The following is a 16,663-nucleotide window of genomic DNA, read 5'->3' on the forward strand; positions in this document are numbered from 1 at the left end:
GGAGGCAGCGGGATCGGACAAGGCTGCAACTGGTTCGACCTTTTCCGGGGCGAGGGTGAGAGCGAGGAAGAGGAATAAGAGCATGGGGGCGTAGTCTGGCAGATTGGGAGTGCAGCGGTCAGTGACGGGTGAAACGCAAGATCTGCTATTCTCAGTCTGGCCAAGAGAGCTCTCGAGTGGGCATCGGATCGCTCTTTAAGGTCGCTGAAACGCAAGATCCTTCCCTCTGCGCCCGCGACCCGCAGCGAACGCGGGTCGAAAAGGCAAAACCGGGCGCGTCGCTCGGATGACAGTTGTGCTGGTGAAAGTTTGCAGTCCAGGCAGGGCGGCTTTGGCGGGAGTTCGTTGACTTCTCAGGCTCGTTAGGCTAGTCTAAAACCTTTGCGGTTCCGCAGTCGTCCGCCCCGAGTGTGTCTCTCTCAGCGAAGGGGCTAAGTCAGCGGTTCTTCTAGCGTTAATCATCTTGGGAGATTGAGATGTCTACTTATTTCCCCAAAGAGGGGGAAATTGTTCGGAAGTGGCTTGTGGTGGATGCGGCGGGGCAAACCCTGGGCCGGCTTTCCACGCGTGTCGCCCGCCTCTTGAGCGGCAAGGACAATCCGCGATTCACGCCGTTTATCGATACCGGTGATCACGTGGTGGTGATCAACGCCGAGAAGATCAAGCTAACGGGTCTGAAGGCGGACGAAAAGGTTTACCGGCGTTATAGCGGGTATCCGGGCGGGCTGAAGGAAGAGGATTTTCGCAAGCGTTTTGCGCGGAAGCCAGAACAGGTGGTCGAGGACGCGATTCTCGGCATGTTGCCCAAGACGAAGTTGGGGCGGGCGATGGGCCGCAAGCTGAAAGTCTATCGTGGCGAAAAGCATCCGCATCAGGCACAGAAGCCGGAGGCGGTGGCGATCGCCGGCTGATCACGGCGAGAGGGCGGAAAGATTTGAGAACCTCGAAGTCAGGTGGAAACGGTAAAGGCTCTCTGAAGCACCGTTATAATGAAGAGATAGTTTGGGGCGTCTGCGCAAGCTGGAAGTCCCCAAGAAAGTTGGAGCATGGCAGAACAAGTTGAGTATTACGGCACGGGACGTCGCAAGTCGAGTGTGGCGCGGGTGTTTCTTCGTCCCGGCAGCGGCGAGATCAAGGTGAATGATCATCCCTTCGATCAGTACTTTGTGACGGTGTCGCAGCGGGTGGAAGCGCGTCAGCCTTTGGTGGCCACCGACACGGCTGCGAATTTCAACGCGGTTATCACGGTTGCAGGCGGCGGCGTGAACGGGCAAGCCGGCGCGGTGAAGATGGGGATCGCCCGTGCGCTGTTGCAATTCAATCCCGAGCTGCGGAGCAAGCTGAAGGGTGAGGGATTCCTGACCCGCGATTCACGCGCCAAAGAGCGAAAGAAATACGGTCAGAAGGGCGCGCGCAAGAGATTCCAGTTCAGCAAGCGCTAACGGGTTTCGCCAGGCAGTATGTTCTGGTGTTTTGAGTTGAAGCTACGGTTCCAGATTCCGGGCCGCGGCAGGAGAAGTAAACAGGAATCGAATTTTCCCGTCCCTCCCAAGCAGTCAGGGGCGGGTGATGGGAATGTAATCCCGGCACCTCGAAGTCCGCTGGGATGCAATTCAAAAAGGAGGTTGTTTGGCTAACATCAGCATGAAGGAGCTGCTCGAAGCGGGCGTCCACTTCGGGCATCAGACCAAGCGCTGGAATCCCAAGATGAAGGAATACATCTTCGGGGAGCGCAATGGGATTTACATCATCGATCTGCAGAAGACGCTGAAGATGTTCAAAGAGGCCTCGAACTTCATTCGCGACCTGGCAGGGGAGCGCAAGAGCGTGATGTTCGTGGGCACCAAGCGCCAGGCGCAGGATGCCATCGCCGAGGAGGCCCAGCGTTGCAGCATGTTCTATATCAACCAGCGCTGGCTGGGCGGACTGCTCACCAACTGGGTGACGGTGCAGAAATCGGTCAAGCGGCTCAAAGAGCTCGACGAGATGGCCACCGATGGCCGTTACGAATTGCTACCGAAGAAGGAAGTGATCCGGCTGGAGCGCGAGCGCAAGCATCTGCAGGCCAACCTGGCCGGCATCAAGGAGATGACCCGTCTGCCGGACGCGATTTTTGTTATCGACTCCAATAAGGAGCAGATTGCGGTACGCGAAGCACGCAAATTGGGCATACCTGTGGTCGCCGTGGTGGATACCAACTGCGATCCCACGGAAGTGGATTACGTGATCCCGGGTAACGATGACGCTCTGCGCGCGATTCGGCTGTTTGCTTCGAAGATTGCCGATTCCGTGATTGAAGGTTCGCAGGCCGCGACCGATAAGCAAGTAGAAGACGTGCATGCGGCCCAGGCTGCGGTTGCGGCGGTGGCTGTGGCTGCCGAAGGTGAACTTCCCGAGGGAGCTGTGCTTTCCGAGTTTGCCGCCGAAGAAGAGGCGGGCGAAGACATCTCCATGGAAGACGTGCTGCGCGGAGGTGGGAAGAAACAGCCGGCCACGGCGGAGGCCGAGTCGGAACCGGAAGTCCGCCACGCAGAGCCGCAGACGCTCTAACGATAGCGCGTGGGTCTGCGACTCTGCCTTGGAAGATTGGGTTGCGTCGACCTCTCCTGTTCTGCCGATGGTTCCTGGGCAAGAGGAACCAGCAGTTGCGAGGCGCGGAATCGAATTGCTTCCCCGCCCATCTAATCCACAGGATTCATAGCTATTATGGGAACGACTACAGTGAACATCTCTGCCAATCAGGTTCGTGAGCTGCGCGACAAAACCGGAGCTCCGATGATGGACTGCAAGAACGCCCTGACCGAAGCCAAGGGCAACATGGATGAGGCGATCGTGCTTCTGCGGAAGCGCGGAGCTGCGATCATGCAGAAAAAAGCGGCGCGGGCGACTAGTGAAGGTTCGGTCGCCAGCTACATTCATGCCGGCGGCAAGATCGGGGTGCTGGTCGAAGTCAACTGCGAGAGTGATTTTGTGGCCCGCACAGATGATTTCAAAGAACTGGTGCACGATCTGGCCATGCACATCGCGGCCAGCGATCCGAAATTCATCCGCAAGGAAGATGTCACTCCCGAGGCTTATGAGAAGGAGAAGGACATCTACCGCGCACAGGCTGCGGCAACGGGTAAGCCCGCCAACGTGGTGGAGAAGATCGTGGAAGGCAAGATGGCAAAGTTCTACGAGGAGGTCTGCCTGTACGAGCAGCCCTTCATCAAGGACCAGACCATCAGCGTCTCCCAGCTTATCGGTCAGAAGATCGGCAAGCTGGGCGAGAACATTGCGGTGCGCCGCTTCGCCCGCTTCAAGGTGGGCGAGGCGGGCGCGACCATCGCCATCAGCACTCCCAAAACGCAGGATGGGAGCGACGGCGAAGCAGCGGCCCCGGTCGCGAAATAACATAGGACAGGCAATCCTGCCTGTCCGAGCAAACAGAAAGCGTCCCGCCCGGCCCTTTTTGGCCGGGCTTTATTTTTCGAGTTCGACAGGATGCTGAGCGGCTTACCGCGATCCGTGAACATGCTTGCAATCTGTGGCCGCGCTTTCTAGTTTGCGCACCCGCCCCTCCTCCCGCTAGACTGAACGCGAAAAGGAAACGGACATCACGCGTGGTGCAAGCTATCTTTAAACGAATCCTGCTGAAACTTTCCGGTGAGGCCCTGGCTGCCAATCAAGGATTTGGAGTGGATCCTTCCCGCATCCACGAAATTGCTGCTGAGCTGGCCGACGTGCATTCTCTCGGAGTGCAGATTGCCATCGTGGTCGGGGGCGGAAATTTCTTCCGTGGTGTGGCAGTGCAGGCCAAGAACATGGACCGTGTCTCCGCCGACCACATGGGCATGCTGGCCACGGTGATCAATGCCCTGGCGCTACAGGACGCGCTCGAGAAGCAGGGCATCTACACGCGCGTGCAATCGGCGATCGAGATGAACCAGGTAGCCGAGCCTTTTATTCGCCGGCGTGCCATCCGCCACCTGGAAAAAGGGCGCATTGTGATTTTCGCCGGCGGCACCGGGAATCCGTATTTTTCGACGGACACGGCGGCTTCGCTGCGTGCCATGGAGATTAAGGCCGACGCCATCCTCAAAGCCACCAAGGTGGACGGCATCTATGATGCCGACCCTATCATCGTGAAAGACGCCAAGATGTTCCCCAATATCTCGTATCTCGATATTCTGCAGCGTGGACTGAAAGTCATGGACGCCACCGCTATCAGCCTCTGCCGCGACAACAATCTGCCGATCGTGGTCTTCAACCTGAATCATCAGGGCAACATCCGCCGGGTGGTGCTTGGGGAGAGGGTAGGATCGCTGGTCAGCGCGTAGGTGCTGATGTGGGAACGGACGTCCGGTCCGTTCAGGTCGAGGCCGCAGCCTCGACGAATCCCTGCAACGTCTCAGGTATAATTTTCGCTCTTAGCACTCTGGGAGACATTTTCACTATGGCGCAGACAATGGCGGGGATCCCCGCACTGAAGGAAAGTTTCGGCCAGCTGAGGGGGCGCATGGATAAAGCGGTGGAAGATTTCCGCCGCGAGATGGCGGCGGTGCGCACCGGGCGCGCTTCGGTACACATGCTCGACAGTGTGCAGATTGAATACTACGGTTCCATGATGCCGCTCAACCAGGTGGCCCAGGTGCACGCTCCGGAAGCCCAGTTGATTACGGTGCAACCATTCGATCCCAGCTCGCTCCCGGGTATTGAGAAGGCGATCCGCAGCGCTGACCTGGGGTTGAATCCGATGAATGACGGGAAGATTATCCGCGTTCCAGTGCCGCCGCTCACGCAGGAGCGCCGCAAGGAGATGGTGAAACATCTTCACAAGGTGCTGGAGGATCACCGCACAGCGATTCGCAATGTCCGCCGGGATGGCAATGAGACCATCAAGAAAGCGCTGAAGGATAAGAAGATAACCGAAGACGAAGAGCGCCGCGCGCTGGAAGACATCCAGAAACTCACCGATGACGAAATCAAGAAGATGGAAGAGATGAGCAAGGCGAAGGAGAAAGAAGTACTGGAAGTGTAGCGGCAGATTCTGGCGATTGTGGGTATCGACTATGAGCGACATTATTGAGCGTCAGCGGGAGATCGTGGCCCGGCACATACGCGGCGAAAACGAGCATGACTGGGATGCGGTTTACGACACCTTTGTACAAGACAAACGGGCGCACTATGACGTTGTGCCTCTGGGCGCTAGCTTCCGGGGCATTGAAGGAGTCCGTGGTTTCTATCAGTCGATAGCCGCGGCGTTGCCGGACTTGCGCGTCGAAGTCGTCTCTGAGTTCGATGTGCCTGGGTGCTCCATCCGCGAAGTGGTCACCAGCGGCACTCACCGCGGTGAATTTGCAGGCATCAAGCCCCTGGGAAATGCGATTCGCATTCAGATGGCCGCGTTCTATACGTTTGACTCCGACTCTCGAAAGCTCGTCTCAGAAAAGATCTACTACGACCAGGCCAGCGTGATGGAGCAGATGCAACGCGGGCAGAACTCGGTAGTAGCCTAGAAGCTCTCAGCTGTCTCCTAATGAACCTCCGCGCGCTCAGCATGACGACCTTAGAATTCTGTCAGGGCTTATTCACGATTTCCACCTGTCCCAACAAGAAGGCGCAAGGGTAGTCCACCTCGCGTTTCTTTTCTTCGACAAGCTGCTCGCATTCGGCATCCATAATCCATGCGATCGCCGTGCGATGAAGCAGCGATTCAATCTACAGGCGCCGAGACTCCCTGCCGCAAGGAATCCCGACCGTGGATTCTGGCAGCAACCATTCTGGGTTCCAGCATGGCCTTCATAGACGGCACGGTGGTGAATGTCGCCCTGCCAGCTTTGCAATCCAGCCTGCATGCGAGCGTCGTCGATGTGCAATGGGTGGTTGAGTCCTACGGACTGTTTCTCGCCGCGTTGATCCTGGCCGGCGGGGTTCTCGGGGACATGTTTGGACGGCGTCTGATGTTCCTGCTGGGCGTAAGTATATTTGCCGCGGCTTCCATTGCCTGTGCTGTTGCCGCGACCATTAATCAACTGGTGATCGCTCGCAGTGTTCAAGGCGTAGGGGCAGCGCTGATGGTGCCAGGCAGCTTGTCGATCATCAGCGCGTCCTTTGACGGCGAGACCCGGGGGAAAGCGATTGGCACCTGGTCTGGCTTCACCGCCATTACCACTGCGATTGGGCCGATTCTTGGCGGCTGGCTGATCGAGCACGTCTCCTGGCGCTGGGTGTTCTGGATCAATATTCCGCTTGCGGCTGCAGTGATTGTCATTTCGTTGTGGCATGTTCCGGAAAGCCGCAACCCCGAGGCCCACGATGTGGATTGGCTCGGCGCGGTGACGGCCACGGTGGCTCTGGCAGGCCTGGTGTACGGATTGATCGATTCCAGCAGCCGAGGTTGGGGCCATCCCTTGGTATGGGGAAGCCTGATTGTCGGTGCCGGAGGCCTAATACTTTTTGTACTGCTCGAGGCCAGAGAGCGATCACCAATGGTTCCGCTGGGTCTCTTCAAGTCGCGGAATTTCAGTGGCGCCAACCTGCTCACATTATTTCTGTATTCCGCTTTGGGGATATTCTTCTTTCTCTTTCCCATGAACCTGATTCAGGTGCAGGGATATTCCGCGACCGCCACCGGCGCTGCCGCTTTGCCCGTAATTTTGCTGATGTTTTCTCTCTCCCGCTGGTCGGGGGGGCTGGTATCACGCTACGGCCCGCGGACTCCCCTGATTATCGGCCCGCTGATTGCGGCGGCAGGATTTGCGCTCTTTGCCGTTCCCTCGATAGGCGGGTCTTACTGGAGAACGTTTTTTCCCGGATTTTTGATTCTCGGTTTTGGGATGGCGGTCAGCGTTGCTCCACTCACTACGGCGGTGATGAGTTCGGTCGGTCAGGGTCGATCTGGCACAGCTTCGGGCGTTAACAATGCAGTCGCGCGGCTGGCAGGTGTGCTCGCCATCGCCGTCTTCGGACTGGTAATGATCGGCGTATTCAGCTCACGGTTGAATGAGTCGCTGGCGAAGGTGTCGATCCCGGAGCCTATTTCCCACGAGATTCAGTCGCAAGAAGTCCGACTCGCGGCGTTGACTCTGCCCGCCGGGCTCGACGCAAACACGGCCAAGGAAGTAAAGATGCAGATCTCGCGGGCTTTCGTCTCCGGCTTCCGAGCGATCATGCTGATATGCGCGACTCTGTCGGTAGCCAGCAGCGTGGTTGCGTGGCGACTGATCTCCAAGAGAATCGAGGAGACGGCTTAGGCGCAAGTCCTAAGTCAGGGGACCTTCAATCACTGGCCTTGCTTTCGCGTGCCCAGCCGCGAAGCACGGCGTGGCATTCCTCTTCCAGCAGCTCTAATAATTGCTTCATGTGCTCGTTGCGAGTGCGGAAATTTACCGGATTAATGCGGAACCACGATTTACCCTTGAGCTCCGTAGTCGAGATCCAGAATTTGCCGCTCTGCTCAACTCGCCGCGCCACCTCGGCGTGCAATTCCTTGGCTTGCGCTGAGTCGAGATCGGCGGCGCAGTAGCGAATGCAGATTGCCGACATGGGCGGATCGCTCGCCGCCTCGAACTCACGATGCTTCCCTGCCAACGAATACAGATATTTCGCCTGGCGCACGTTGTTGTCGATCCACTCGGCGATCTGGCGCGCGCCGTAGCGCTTGAAGCTCATCCAGACCTTGAGACTGCGAAAACGCCGTGACTGCTCGAAGCCGTGGACGTAATACTGGTAGCGCTCGCTCTCGCGATCGAGTTCGTCGGTCAGATATGCCGGCTTCATGCCGAAGGAAGCCGTCAGCCGCCGCTCGTCTTTGGCCAGGATCGCCCCCGCATCGAGCGGCGCATAGAACCATTTGTGAGGGTCGATGGTGATCGAATCGGCCAGCTCCAGGCCGTGATCCAGCATGGCGAATTCGTGCGAGAGCAGCATCCCGCCGCCATAGGCGGCGTCGGCATGAAGCCACATGCCCTCGCGATCGGCGATCTTTCTCAGCTCATGCAGAGGATCGATGGCACCGGTATTGGTGGTGCCAAAAATCCCGACGATGCACATCGGGCGCACGCCGCGCTTGTGGTCGTCTGCGATAGCCGATTCGAGGGCATCCAGGCGCACGCGAAATTCGGCATCGGTGGGCAAGGCACGAAGCCCCGCGCGGCCCAGGCCCACCGCATCGACCGCCTTATCCACGGAAACGTGGCGTTCTTCGGACGCATACACAGCCCATTTTTCGTGAACCCCGTCGTGCTGGGCACGGTCGCGCGAAGCCCAATCCCGGGCCAGCTTGATGCCAATGAAGTTGGCCATCATGCCGCCGCTGGTGAGATTGCCTCCGGCTCGAGGGCCGTAACCGGCCAGATCCGTAAGCCAGCGAACCACTCTGCGTTCCATCGCTACCGCCGATGGGCCAATGGTGTAAGCGCCGATGTTCTGGTTCAGTGCCGAGCAGATGAAGTCGGCAATCACGCCTACGGGATTCGGCGAAGGAGTAATCAGGCCCATATAACCTGGGTGTCCGACGTGCGTGCAATAAGGCAGAAGCTTCTCTTCCAGCTCGTCCAGGACTTGCGTAGCCGGTTTGGGCTCCTGGGGCAAGGGCTCGGCAAAAAGCTCGGTGAGCAGGCTGGGCTCGACGTCAGGAAAGACCGGCTTCTCTTCGATGTGCTCCAGGTACTCCGCCAGCAGGTCAACCACGCGGTGCCCGATTTGCCGAAATTCACCTGCGTCCATGAGTGCACCTCAGCTCTGAGTGTATCCGATGGCAAGCATTCGACTGGAGTCGGCTGCCCCAAGTCCATCCGAATCTTGCTGCCGTAGTTTTATGCGCACGCCTTTTGGGAGACAAGGTGCGGATTTGCTCTGCATCGCCGCCTGACTTCTGGAGATCGAATCCAGTGAACGGAGCAACCGGAGGGTCCGATGAATATTCTGACTGTGAATTTTCTGTTCAGTACATTTGTGTTCTGGGTCGCCGCCCGGATCTACCTCTTCCCAAAACTCGCAGGGCTGAAACCTCAAACCCTGCTGCTCCCGATTCTCCTACTGCATGCAATGCGCCATCTCGGACTCATGTTTCTGGCGCCCGGAGCCACCTATGCCGGAATTCCGCGGCAATTCGCTTATCCGGCGGCACTCGGGGACCTGCTCGCTGCCTTGCTGGCTCTGGTCGCGATTCTCGCCCTTGTGAGAAACGCGTCAGCCAGTCAAGTTCTGGTATGGATTTTCAACATCGAAGGAACACTGGACCTGTTCAACGCTATAGCACTGGCTAACATCCATGACGCGCAACGCTACATGGGTCCGGCCTACTGGATTCCCGCTTTCTGGGTTCCGGCGCTGCTCGTGACCCACTACATCACCTTTGTCTTCCTCTGGAAGCACTGGAAGGGCGCGACCCAGTAAGCCAATTGCTGGGGGCGGACCGAAAATGGGAAACCGCCGCCGACTCCTCTTTCCCAAATCGGCACCAACGACCGCAAGCCTGTCAGGGATCACAATTCCCGCCCTTCCCAGGGCGCACAATACTGGCATCGAGGCCCGCTCCGGAGGTTCTTATGCCATTCCTCGACGCTCCTCTCGCTGTCCTCGCTTACTCGGGTACGAATTCCAACCTCGACCTGGAAGACAATCTTACGGAAGAGCAAGAGCCGGTCTGCCCGGAATGCGGGGAACTCCTCTACGATCTCAGTGGCGATGAATGGCCGCAGCGCTGCCCGGAATGCGGCGCGAACGTAGGCTAACCTCGGCTGAGACGGGCCAAAGCTGCGGCGCGGCAAAAGTTATGGGTGCGGGTTGATGGTTTACCGTCCAGCTGTTAGCATATTTGTTACATTCCACCAGGGCAGATTTCCAAAATGCACCAGCAGTACCCCTCTCCCCACAATTCAGCCGGAAAGACCTCACCCCGGCTGCCCCATAAAAACAGAACGGCGTCCACCTGGCAGAGTATTGCGCAACAAATTTCAGAAGAAAGAAATCCTGAGCGTCTTAGCGAGCTGGTACAGGAATTGAATCGCGCGCTCGATGAGCACCTGGAACGCAAGAGACAATCCTAGTTCACCGCTTGCCCCTGTCCTACAGTAACCAGCAACTATCGCCGGTCGTGCGGGTTTCAAGTCTGCGTCAGTAGAAACAGCTCCCCCAGAATCCAAATCTCTGGAGTGTGTCATGCGACGTGTGTTTTCGCTTGCGGCATTGGCCGCAATCCTGACGTTCACTTTCACGGCATGCGGAGGGGGAGCTGGTTCCGGCAGCACGAACAACACCCAAGGCGACACTGGGGCTACGTTCGTCACGGCGGAAGATGCCCCACTGCCCTCCGTGCTGGCGTTCAATGTAACTATTAACAGCATCACTCTGAACAATTCTTCCAGCAGCGTGAACGCGCTGTCGGAAGCCACCACGGTGGATTTCGCCCGCCTGCTAGGGCTGCGGACGCTGCTGGCGTTTAATGCGGTGCCCGCAGGAACCTACACCAGCGCCACATTCAGCATGTCGAATCCCGTAGTCTCGTACCTCGATTTGAGCCAGAATCCGCCGGGCGTGGGCACGATCAACGGATCATTCACGGCACCCAACAACACAACTTCTTCCACGACCACGGTGACGGTTTCGTTTTCGAAGCCGATGGTAGTAACTGCGAATGGGCTCTCGGGGCTGCATGTGGAATTTGATTTACGCCAGTCACTGCAGGTCGACGGCACAGGGCAGGTGACCGGCGTTGTCAATCCGCAAATCGATCTTCGCCCGGTGGCTCCGAAAGACGATGACGCGCAAATCACGGACCTTCGCGGAGGGCTGGTGTCGGTCAACGTGGCGGGCAACTCGTTCGTGATCCAGCGGCTGCATGGGCACCAGATCACGATCGATGTGAACAGCTCCACCACTTACAGCGGCACCAACAACCTCAGCACGCTCACCACTCCGGCGGTGATCGAAGTGGACGGCACGGTGCAGAACGATGGCAGCGTGCTGGCGAGTTCGGTGGAAGTGGTGACGCATCATGCGAACTTCATCAGCGGCCGCATCGTGGCCGTGAATCCCACGAGCGGCCCGGCACAAACCGTCACGCTGCTGGTAGGAGAAGAGTGGCCGGATATCGCCAACATTCAGGTTGGCTTCCCGGTTACGCTCGACGTCAGCCAGGTGCAGGACTACGACATCTGTCATGTCGACAACTGGTTTACCAACTTCCTGTTCAACAATTCCGAATTGGTGGTTGGGCAACGAATCGCGATCGGCGGCACGCTGGATACCACGCAGAACCCTGCCGTTCTTGTGCCGCAGCGAGTGGTGCTGCGCCGGCAGGGAGTTGAAGGCGACCTGGTGGCGGGCAGCGTGAATATCGTCAGCGGTAACCAGGGCAGCTTCCAGATCCAGAACAGCCGGCTATTCGGCTACATCCTGGGCGCGCCTCTGGACGTGTCGACCAGTAACTTCACCCGCTTCCGCAACATCAACGGACTGAGCGGCCTGGCCGCGGCGGGAAGCGCAAAGGTCGGAACCTACGGCCTGGTGCTGAAAGACAATTCCACCGGCAATCCACGGATGTACTCGCATTGGGTCACCGTGCTGCCGTAAGGCTAAGCACAAGGTTAAACAATCGCAGGCGGCCGCGGGGCCGCCTGTTTTTATGTCAAACCGCAAAAATCACAAAGGAGCACCAAGGTGAGAACCGTTCACTACGATAATTCCCGATTTCCCCCACTAATTCCTGGTCGCGCCTGTGTGTTCCTCTGTGTCCTCTGTGGTTGATGCAGTTTCCCTGCCCGTATAATCGATTCATGAAGTCCGTGGTTCACGCCGCCTGTCCCCACGACTGTCCCGATGCCTGCAGTGTCCAGATCACCGTCGAAGATGGGCGAGCGACCCGGATCCGCGGCGATGCGGCGCATCCTGTGACGCGCGGTTTTCTGTGTGCGAAAGTTGCCAGGTATCTCGACCGCGTTTATTCGCCCGATCGCGTTCTCTTTCCGCTGCGCCGCCGCAAGGACGTTGCCAAAGGATCGGGCCACAAAGACTTCGCTGATTTCGAGCGCATCTCCTGGGAGGAAGCGCTGGCGCAGATCACTACTCGCTTGGCTGCGATTTCGGATGAATACGGACCCGAGGCCATCCTGCCTTACTCCTACGGCGGCAATCTGGGCGCGCTGAATGGCGGCTCCATGGACCGGCGCTTCTTCCATCGTCTGGGAGCTTCGCAATTGGACAGGACTATCTGCTCGACCGCGGGCGGAGATGCGCTGGTATCCGTGTTGGGCAAGAAGCTGGGCACCGAGCCCGAACAGTTCGCGCAGTCCCGCTACATCATTGCCTGGGGCGCAAACATCCACGGCAACAATGTTCATCTGTGGCCGTTCATCCACCAGGCCCGGCGCGCGGGAGCAAAGCTGGTGGTCATCGACCCCTACCGCACGCGAACCGCGGACTGCGCGGACTGGTATCTGCCGATTGCTCCGGGAACCGACGTTGCCCTGGCGCTGGCGATGATGCACGTCATCATTAAAGAGGAGCTTTATGACGCCGACTATGTCTCGCGCTACACAGTAGGGTTTGATGAGCTTCGCCAGCGCGTTGAGGAGTACCCACCAGAGCGGGTTGCGAAGTGGACGGGAATTTCAGGCGAAGACATTCGCAAGCTGGCGCGGGATTACGCCACGGTTCGCCCGGCGGTGATTCGCGTGAACTACGGGGTCTCGCGCTCGGAGAACGGGGGCATGGCGGTGCGTGCGATCGCGATGCTGCCCTGCGTCACGGGATCGTGGAAGGAGATTGGGGGCGGTCTGCAGCTTTCGACCAGCGGGGCGTTCCCGCTTAATAAAAGCGCGCTGGAGCGCCTCGATCTGATGGAGAAATCGCCGCTGGGCCGGCCCGCCCGGGTGGTGAACATGACGGAATTGGGCAAGGCGCTGGCGACTCTCAGCGATCCGCCGGTCAAGGCGCTGTTCGTTTATAACTCAAATCCCGCGGCGGTCGCGCCTAACCACAATCTGGTTGTCGAACAGCTCAAGCGACCCGATCTGTTCACGGTAGTGCATGAGCAGTTTCTTACCGACACTACCGACTACGCTGACCTGGTTCTGCCTGCCACGACTTTCTTCGAACACAAAGACCTGCAAAATTCTTACGGACACTACTACCTGCAGATATCGAAGCAGGCGATCGAGCCGCTGGGGGAATGCCGCTCGAATGTCGAGTTGTTCCGCGAACTGGCTTTACGCATGGGCTTTGAGGATGAGTGCTTTCGTGAATCGGTGGATGAGATGATCGACGCCGCACTCTCCACATCGCATACGTGGCTCAGGGGCGTCGGCCGGGATCGATTGGAGCGAGAGAACTTCGTGCGCCTGGAGTTCAACGGATCGCGCTCCGGGAAGGATGCTGCGGCCGGGGACTCAGGTAGTAGCGGCGCCGATGGAGATCATCCTTTTCTGCCATTCGCCAAGGGTGGCTTCTTCACGGCCAGCGGCAAGGCCGAGCTTTCGAGTCCGCAACTCGCTGCGCAGGGCCTGGATCCGGTGGCGTCTTTTGTTCCGCCGACTGAATCGCGGCATCGCCGAGAGGGTTCGGGCAACGGTGACGGGAAATTTCCGTTGGAGCTGCTGGCTCGCAAGGCTGACAACTTCTTGAATTCCAGCTTCACCAATCTGCCGGCGATTCGCGCTCTGGAAGAGCCGGGGCTGCTGGAGATCCATGGCGATGACGCTCGCGACCGCAACATCCGGGATGGCCAGCAGGTTCGAGTGTTCAACGATCGCGGGGAGATCCGCCTGACTGCGCGCATTACTGATGGCGTGCAGCCGCGCGTGGTGGCGGCACGCCTTGACTCCGCCAAGCAGCGTGCTGACGGCATCAACATCAACGTGCTGACTTCGGACCGCCTCACAGACATCGGCCGCGGCGCCACGTTCTATTCGACGCTGGTGGAGGTTGAGCCGATTTCTGGGCGTGAGGCCTAGGGTTAGTAACTCAAGTATAACGATTGACGTTATACGCCGAACGTTATACCATTCTTACCGTTGATCAAGACGTTTCGTTGCAGGGATACGGAGCGGCTTTACAATCGCGAAAGCGGGAAACGCTTTCGTTCGATCGAATTTGTGGGGCGTCGCAAGTTACGGCAGTTGGATAGTGCCACACAATTGCGAGATTTGGCTGCGCCACCTGGAAACCGGCTCGAGTCTCTACGCGGCGATCGCCAGGGCCAACACAGTATCAGAATCAACGATCAATGGCGCATCTGCTTCGTTTGGCGAAGCGGTGAGGCCTACGACGTGGAGATTGTGGATTATCACTAGGTGACATAGCGATGCCGAAATCTCGAAGGCTTCCTCCCATTCACCCCGGCGAGATCTTGCGCGAGGAGTTCATGCTTCCCCTGGGCTTGAGCATGAACAGGTTGGCCCTGGCACTTCACGTGCCTGTGCCCCGCGTTGCGGAAATAGTGCACGAACGTCGTTCAATCACCCCTGACACGGCTTTGCGGCTGGCACGCTATTTCAATACCAGCGCCCGATTTTGGCTCAACCTCCAGGCTGCGTACGATCTCGAAGTTGCAGAAGACAGGCTGGCAGAGGAGATCGCTCGACATGTGCAACCCTTAGCGTTGAGCAATGGCTCTTCTGCGTGATTGCTCTGCCCCCTGCCCGTTCCCCGTTTTTTCCCAGACTGCCCTGCGCGCTACTTGCTGGATTTTTTATACGGGTCGTAGGTCACGTTGGTCTGAAACAGCGAATCCGGAACTCCGGCGTTGACGCGAGTGACGGTTAGAAAGCGCTGATTGGTAATGTCGCCGTTGCGCGTGCGCAGGATACTGTGTGGGATCAATACCCCTCCGATGGACTTGAAGTTGTCGTAGATCTCCCCTTCTTCGTTCTTCAGATTGTCGAGCGGATCGCGCCAGGTCCAGGTCTTCTTGACCGGCAGGTGAGAATTACGGTCGATGAATATGGTGACCGAATCGTTCTTGCTGTCGAGGATGGTGACTGAGTCGCACGGCTTCTGCTCGGCGACAGCAGGTCCGTCATAGAACAGGGCGGTATCTTTCTGCTGCAGCCAAATGCGCAACACAGTCTCGAGGGAGTGCTCGCGCCGGCGGACATATTCCTCCAGTTGCTCTCTTTCCTGCGGAGCCGTGCCCTTATAGGTGACTTCGTAGCCGCGGTCGCCCACGTTGATGTAGACGATGTCGCGCTGCTTGGTGAGCTCAACCCGGTCCTTGTCGGGAAATTTCCAGAAACGCCAAAACGGTGCGCCCACACTGTTCGGTTTCCCCTGGAAAAAGCTGTAGGTGCGTCCTTCCTGTTGCATGTCCTGCACAGACATGTAAGCCTGTCCGCCCATGGCCTGGATCATCTGGTCGAGCAAAGCGCGAGCTTTGACTGCGTTGGGGTCTGTAGTCTGGGTGGCGATGAACGACGACGGAACGGCAGCCGCCGGAGGATTCGACGACGGAGTCTGGGCGCTCGCAGCCACAAATGCAAGAAACACAACTAGCGAAAAATATCGCATTGCGAAGAAACCTGAGGGTGCCACACTCAAGCAGAGCTTGGGTGGGGTTTTCTCTTCAAATGGAGATCCAGTAAATCATCCTATCAAGACCGCCCCACCATTTACGTTAAAGATTTCTCCGGTGATAAAGCCCGCGTGTTCGGAACAGAGAAACAGGATTGGAGCAGCAATTTCCTCGGGGGTGCCGGGGCGGCCCAGCGGGATGGTGCTGAGGACGCGCTGCCTGGTAGCAGGATCGTTCAGGGCGGGGGCTGCCATGTCGGTGACGACCCATCCCGGAGCGACGCAGTTCACATAGATCTTATCCCGCGCCAATTCCGCGGAGAGCCCTTTGACCATGCTGATCACCGCTCCTTTGCTGGCGGCGTAGTCGCAGTGAAAAGCCTCCCCTCGCTGGCCTGCGGTGGAGCTGATGACGACGATGTGTCCGCCGTCCTGCTTCTTCATTTGCGCGACGGAGTATTTGATGAGGCCGAAGACACTGTCCAGGTTGATGGCCAGGGTGCGATTCCACTGCTCGTCGGCCATCTGGTCGATGGGTGAGTCATCGGGAGGCCAGATGCCATGATTGGCGACCAGGATATCGAGGCGCCCGAAGCGCTTGATGGTCGATTCCACCAACTGGCGCGCAGCGTTGGGACCGTCAAGATCGCTTTGAAACGTGGCGCAGTTGGCTGCACCGCAATGTGAAACCAGGGCTTCGGCTTCTATCCTGGCTTTCTGGTAGTTGAAAGCGACCTTGGCGCCGGCTGTGGTGAACATACGCACGGCCGCCGCGCCGATGCCGCGCGATCCACCGGTGATGAGGGCCACGCGGCCCGCCAGAGACCAACAGACTCCGTCCGTCATAAGACGAAGTTAGCAGAAGCGGGCGGCGGCAGTCAGCCCGGACAGGAAACGCAAGATCCTTCGACTCCGAAGCCGCGACCGGCGAAAGGCGCAGGACGTTTTATGCAGGCTTCTTTTTCTCAGGCCTGTAGACTGTTTCGACTTCCGCGATGTCTTCTTCTACCGCTTCGGGATCAGGTATTTCGAATTCGGGATCGTAGCGGCTCTTATCTCCAGCGGGCCGGTCAGGAAATCCCTGGCCGTGTATGTTCTTGGGAAGGTCGTCTTTTTTCTTCTTTGCCATGATTCCTCCAGGAAGTATCAAGCGATCCCAAGTTGAATAGAT

Annotated in this window: 18 protein-coding genes; 14 read left to right on the top strand and 4 right to left on the bottom strand. The window is 58.3% G+C overall.

Annotated elements, in window-relative coordinates; genetic code table 11:
• The first annotated feature begins 476 nt into the window (after nucleotides 1-476).
• The 8 genes from rplM to VEG30_10470 all read left to right on the top strand — a co-directional run bounded on the left by rplM (nucleotide 477) and on the right by VEG30_10470 (nucleotide 7,235).
• On the top strand, nucleotides 477-911 hold the full coding sequence (gene rplM, locus VEG30_10435) for a 50S ribosomal protein L13 (protein ID HXZ80336.1): 435 nt from the start codon (nucleotides 477-479) through the stop codon (nucleotides 909-911).
• A 135-nt stretch (nucleotides 912-1,046) separates the two neighbouring features.
• The gene (rpsI, locus tag VEG30_10440) at nucleotides 1,047-1,442 is read left to right on the top strand and encodes a 30S ribosomal protein S9 (protein ID HXZ80337.1); all 396 of its coding nucleotides are present in this window, start codon (nucleotides 1,047-1,049) and stop codon (nucleotides 1,440-1,442) included.
• Between the two features lie 187 nt (nucleotides 1,443-1,629).
• The gene (rpsB, locus tag VEG30_10445; protein HXZ80338.1) at nucleotides 1,630-2,550 is read left to right on the top strand and encodes a 30S ribosomal protein S2; all 921 of its coding nucleotides are present in this window, start codon (nucleotides 1,630-1,632) and stop codon (nucleotides 2,548-2,550) included.
• Between the two features lie 156 nt (nucleotides 2,551-2,706).
• Nucleotides 2,707-3,393: a translation elongation factor Ts gene (locus tag VEG30_10450; GenBank protein ID HXZ80339.1), complete on the top strand. Its 687-nt coding sequence runs from the start codon at nucleotides 2,707-2,709 to the stop codon at nucleotides 3,391-3,393.
• Between the two features lie 209 nt (nucleotides 3,394-3,602).
• Nucleotides 3,603-4,319: a UMP kinase gene (gene pyrH / locus VEG30_10455; protein HXZ80340.1), complete on the top strand. Its 717-nt coding sequence runs from the start codon at nucleotides 3,603-3,605 to the stop codon at nucleotides 4,317-4,319.
• A 116-nt stretch (nucleotides 4,320-4,435) separates the two neighbouring features.
• Nucleotides 4,436-5,020, top strand: coding sequence for a ribosome recycling factor (gene frr / locus VEG30_10460; GenBank protein HXZ80341.1), 585 nt, complete (start codon nucleotides 4,436-4,438; stop codon nucleotides 5,018-5,020).
• A 31-nt stretch (nucleotides 5,021-5,051) separates the two neighbouring features.
• Nucleotides 5,052-5,498 (top strand): ester cyclase, encoded by a 447-nt coding sequence (locus tag VEG30_10465; protein HXZ80342.1) that lies wholly within the window; start codon nucleotides 5,052-5,054, stop codon nucleotides 5,496-5,498.
• A gap of 168 nt (nucleotides 5,499-5,666) precedes the next feature.
• On the top strand, nucleotides 5,667-7,235 hold the full coding sequence (locus VEG30_10470) for an MFS transporter (GenBank protein HXZ80343.1): 1,569 nt from the start codon (nucleotides 5,667-5,669) through the stop codon (nucleotides 7,233-7,235).
• A 25-nt stretch (nucleotides 7,236-7,260) separates the two neighbouring features.
• Here the strand turns inward: VEG30_10470 and VEG30_10475 are convergent, their stop codons facing one another.
• Nucleotides 7,261-8,709, bottom strand: coding sequence for a pyridoxal-dependent decarboxylase (locus tag VEG30_10475; protein HXZ80344.1), 1,449 nt, complete (start codon nucleotides 8,707-8,709; stop codon nucleotides 7,261-7,263).
• Between the two features lie 189 nt (nucleotides 8,710-8,898).
• On the opposite strand from VEG30_10475, the gene VEG30_10480 reads away from it, so the two are divergent.
• The 6 genes from VEG30_10480 (at nucleotide 8,899) to VEG30_10505 (ending at nucleotide 14,608) form a co-directional block, all read left to right on the top strand.
• Nucleotides 8,899-9,381 (top strand): hypothetical protein, encoded by a 483-nt coding sequence (locus VEG30_10480; GenBank protein ID HXZ80345.1) that lies wholly within the window; start codon nucleotides 8,899-8,901, stop codon nucleotides 9,379-9,381.
• 152 nt (nucleotides 9,382-9,533) lie between these two features.
• Entirely contained in the window at nucleotides 9,534-9,719 is a 186-nt protein-coding gene (locus VEG30_10485; protein HXZ80346.1) for a hypothetical protein, read from the top strand.
• 427 nt (nucleotides 9,720-10,146) lie between these two features.
• The gene (locus tag VEG30_10490) at nucleotides 10,147-11,559 is read left to right on the top strand and encodes a DUF4382 domain-containing protein (protein HXZ80347.1); all 1,413 of its coding nucleotides are present in this window, start codon (nucleotides 10,147-10,149) and stop codon (nucleotides 11,557-11,559) included.
• 203 nt (nucleotides 11,560-11,762) lie between these two features.
• On the top strand, nucleotides 11,763-13,937 hold the full coding sequence (locus tag VEG30_10495; GenBank protein ID HXZ80348.1) for a molybdopterin-dependent oxidoreductase: 2,175 nt from the start codon (nucleotides 11,763-11,765) through the stop codon (nucleotides 13,935-13,937).
• Between the two features lie 60 nt (nucleotides 13,938-13,997).
• Nucleotides 13,998-14,276, top strand: coding sequence for a type II toxin-antitoxin system RelE/ParE family toxin (locus VEG30_10500; GenBank protein HXZ80349.1), 279 nt, complete (start codon nucleotides 13,998-14,000; stop codon nucleotides 14,274-14,276).
• A gap of 11 nt (nucleotides 14,277-14,287) precedes the next feature.
• Nucleotides 14,288-14,608 carry a HigA family addiction module antitoxin gene (locus VEG30_10505; GenBank protein ID HXZ80350.1) on the top strand — a complete coding sequence of 107 codons (321 nt, stop codon included), beginning with the start codon at nucleotides 14,288-14,290 and terminating at the stop codon, nucleotides 14,606-14,608.
• A gap of 50 nt (nucleotides 14,609-14,658) precedes the next feature.
• Here the strand turns inward: VEG30_10505 and VEG30_10510 are convergent, their stop codons facing one another.
• The 3 genes from VEG30_10510 to VEG30_10520 form a co-directional block, all read right to left on the bottom strand.
• Nucleotides 14,659-15,489: a hypothetical protein gene (locus VEG30_10510; GenBank protein HXZ80351.1), complete on the bottom strand. Its 831-nt coding sequence runs from the start codon at nucleotides 15,487-15,489 to the stop codon at nucleotides 14,659-14,661.
• 75 nt (nucleotides 15,490-15,564) lie between these two features.
• On the bottom strand, nucleotides 15,565-16,302 hold the full coding sequence (locus VEG30_10515) for an SDR family oxidoreductase (protein HXZ80352.1): 738 nt from the start codon (nucleotides 16,300-16,302) through the stop codon (nucleotides 15,565-15,567).
• 136 nt (nucleotides 16,303-16,438) lie between these two features.
• Nucleotides 16,439-16,621 carry a hypothetical protein gene (locus VEG30_10520; GenBank protein ID HXZ80353.1) on the bottom strand — a complete coding sequence of 61 codons (183 nt, stop codon included), beginning with the start codon at nucleotides 16,619-16,621 and terminating at the stop codon, nucleotides 16,439-16,441.
• Nucleotides 16,622-16,663: the final 42 nt, after the last annotated feature.

The organism is Terriglobales bacterium, from assembly GCA_035624455.1.
GTDB lineage: Bacteria > Acidobacteriota > Terriglobia > Terriglobales > Acidobacteriaceae > DASPRM01.

What these genes read in the sequence shown, in the direction of transcription:
- VEG30_10490 (HXZ80347.1), top strand. Translation starts at nt 10,147, where the DNA reads ATGCGACGTGTGTTTTCGCTTGCGGCATTGGCCGCAATCCTGACGTTC.
- VEG30_10475 (HXZ80344.1), bottom strand. Translation starts at nt 8,709, where the DNA reads ATGGACGCAGGTGAATTTCGGCAAATCGGGCACCGCGTGGTTGACCTG.
- VEG30_10510 (HXZ80351.1), bottom strand. Translation starts at nt 15,489, where the DNA reads ATGCGATATTTTTCGCTAGTTGTGTTTCTTGCATTTGTGGCTGCGAGC.
- VEG30_10505 (HXZ80350.1), top strand. Translation starts at nt 14,288, where the DNA reads ATGCCGAAATCTCGAAGGCTTCCTCCCATTCACCCCGGCGAGATCTTG.
- rpsI (HXZ80337.1), top strand. Translation starts at nt 1,047, where the DNA reads ATGGCAGAACAAGTTGAGTATTACGGCACGGGACGTCGCAAGTCGAGT.
- frr (HXZ80341.1), top strand. Translation starts at nt 4,436, where the DNA reads ATGGCGCAGACAATGGCGGGGATCCCCGCACTGAAGGAAAGTTTCGGC.
- VEG30_10520 (HXZ80353.1), bottom strand. Translation starts at nt 16,621, where the DNA reads ATGGCAAAGAAGAAAAAAGACGACCTTCCCAAGAACATACACGGCCAG.
- VEG30_10480 (HXZ80345.1), top strand. Translation starts at nt 8,899, where the DNA reads ATGAATATTCTGACTGTGAATTTTCTGTTCAGTACATTTGTGTTCTGG.
- VEG30_10485 (HXZ80346.1), top strand. Translation starts at nt 9,534, where the DNA reads ATGCCATTCCTCGACGCTCCTCTCGCTGTCCTCGCTTACTCGGGTACG.
- VEG30_10495 (HXZ80348.1), top strand. Translation starts at nt 11,763, where the DNA reads ATGAAGTCCGTGGTTCACGCCGCCTGTCCCCACGACTGTCCCGATGCC.
- rplM (HXZ80336.1), top strand. Translation starts at nt 477, where the DNA reads ATGTCTACTTATTTCCCCAAAGAGGGGGAAATTGTTCGGAAGTGGCTT.
- VEG30_10465 (HXZ80342.1), top strand. Translation starts at nt 5,052, where the DNA reads ATGAGCGACATTATTGAGCGTCAGCGGGAGATCGTGGCCCGGCACATA.
- VEG30_10470 (HXZ80343.1), top strand. Translation starts at nt 5,667, where the DNA reads ATGCGATCGCCGTGCGATGAAGCAGCGATTCAATCTACAGGCGCCGAG.
- VEG30_10450 (HXZ80339.1), top strand. Translation starts at nt 2,707, where the DNA reads ATGGGAACGACTACAGTGAACATCTCTGCCAATCAGGTTCGTGAGCTG.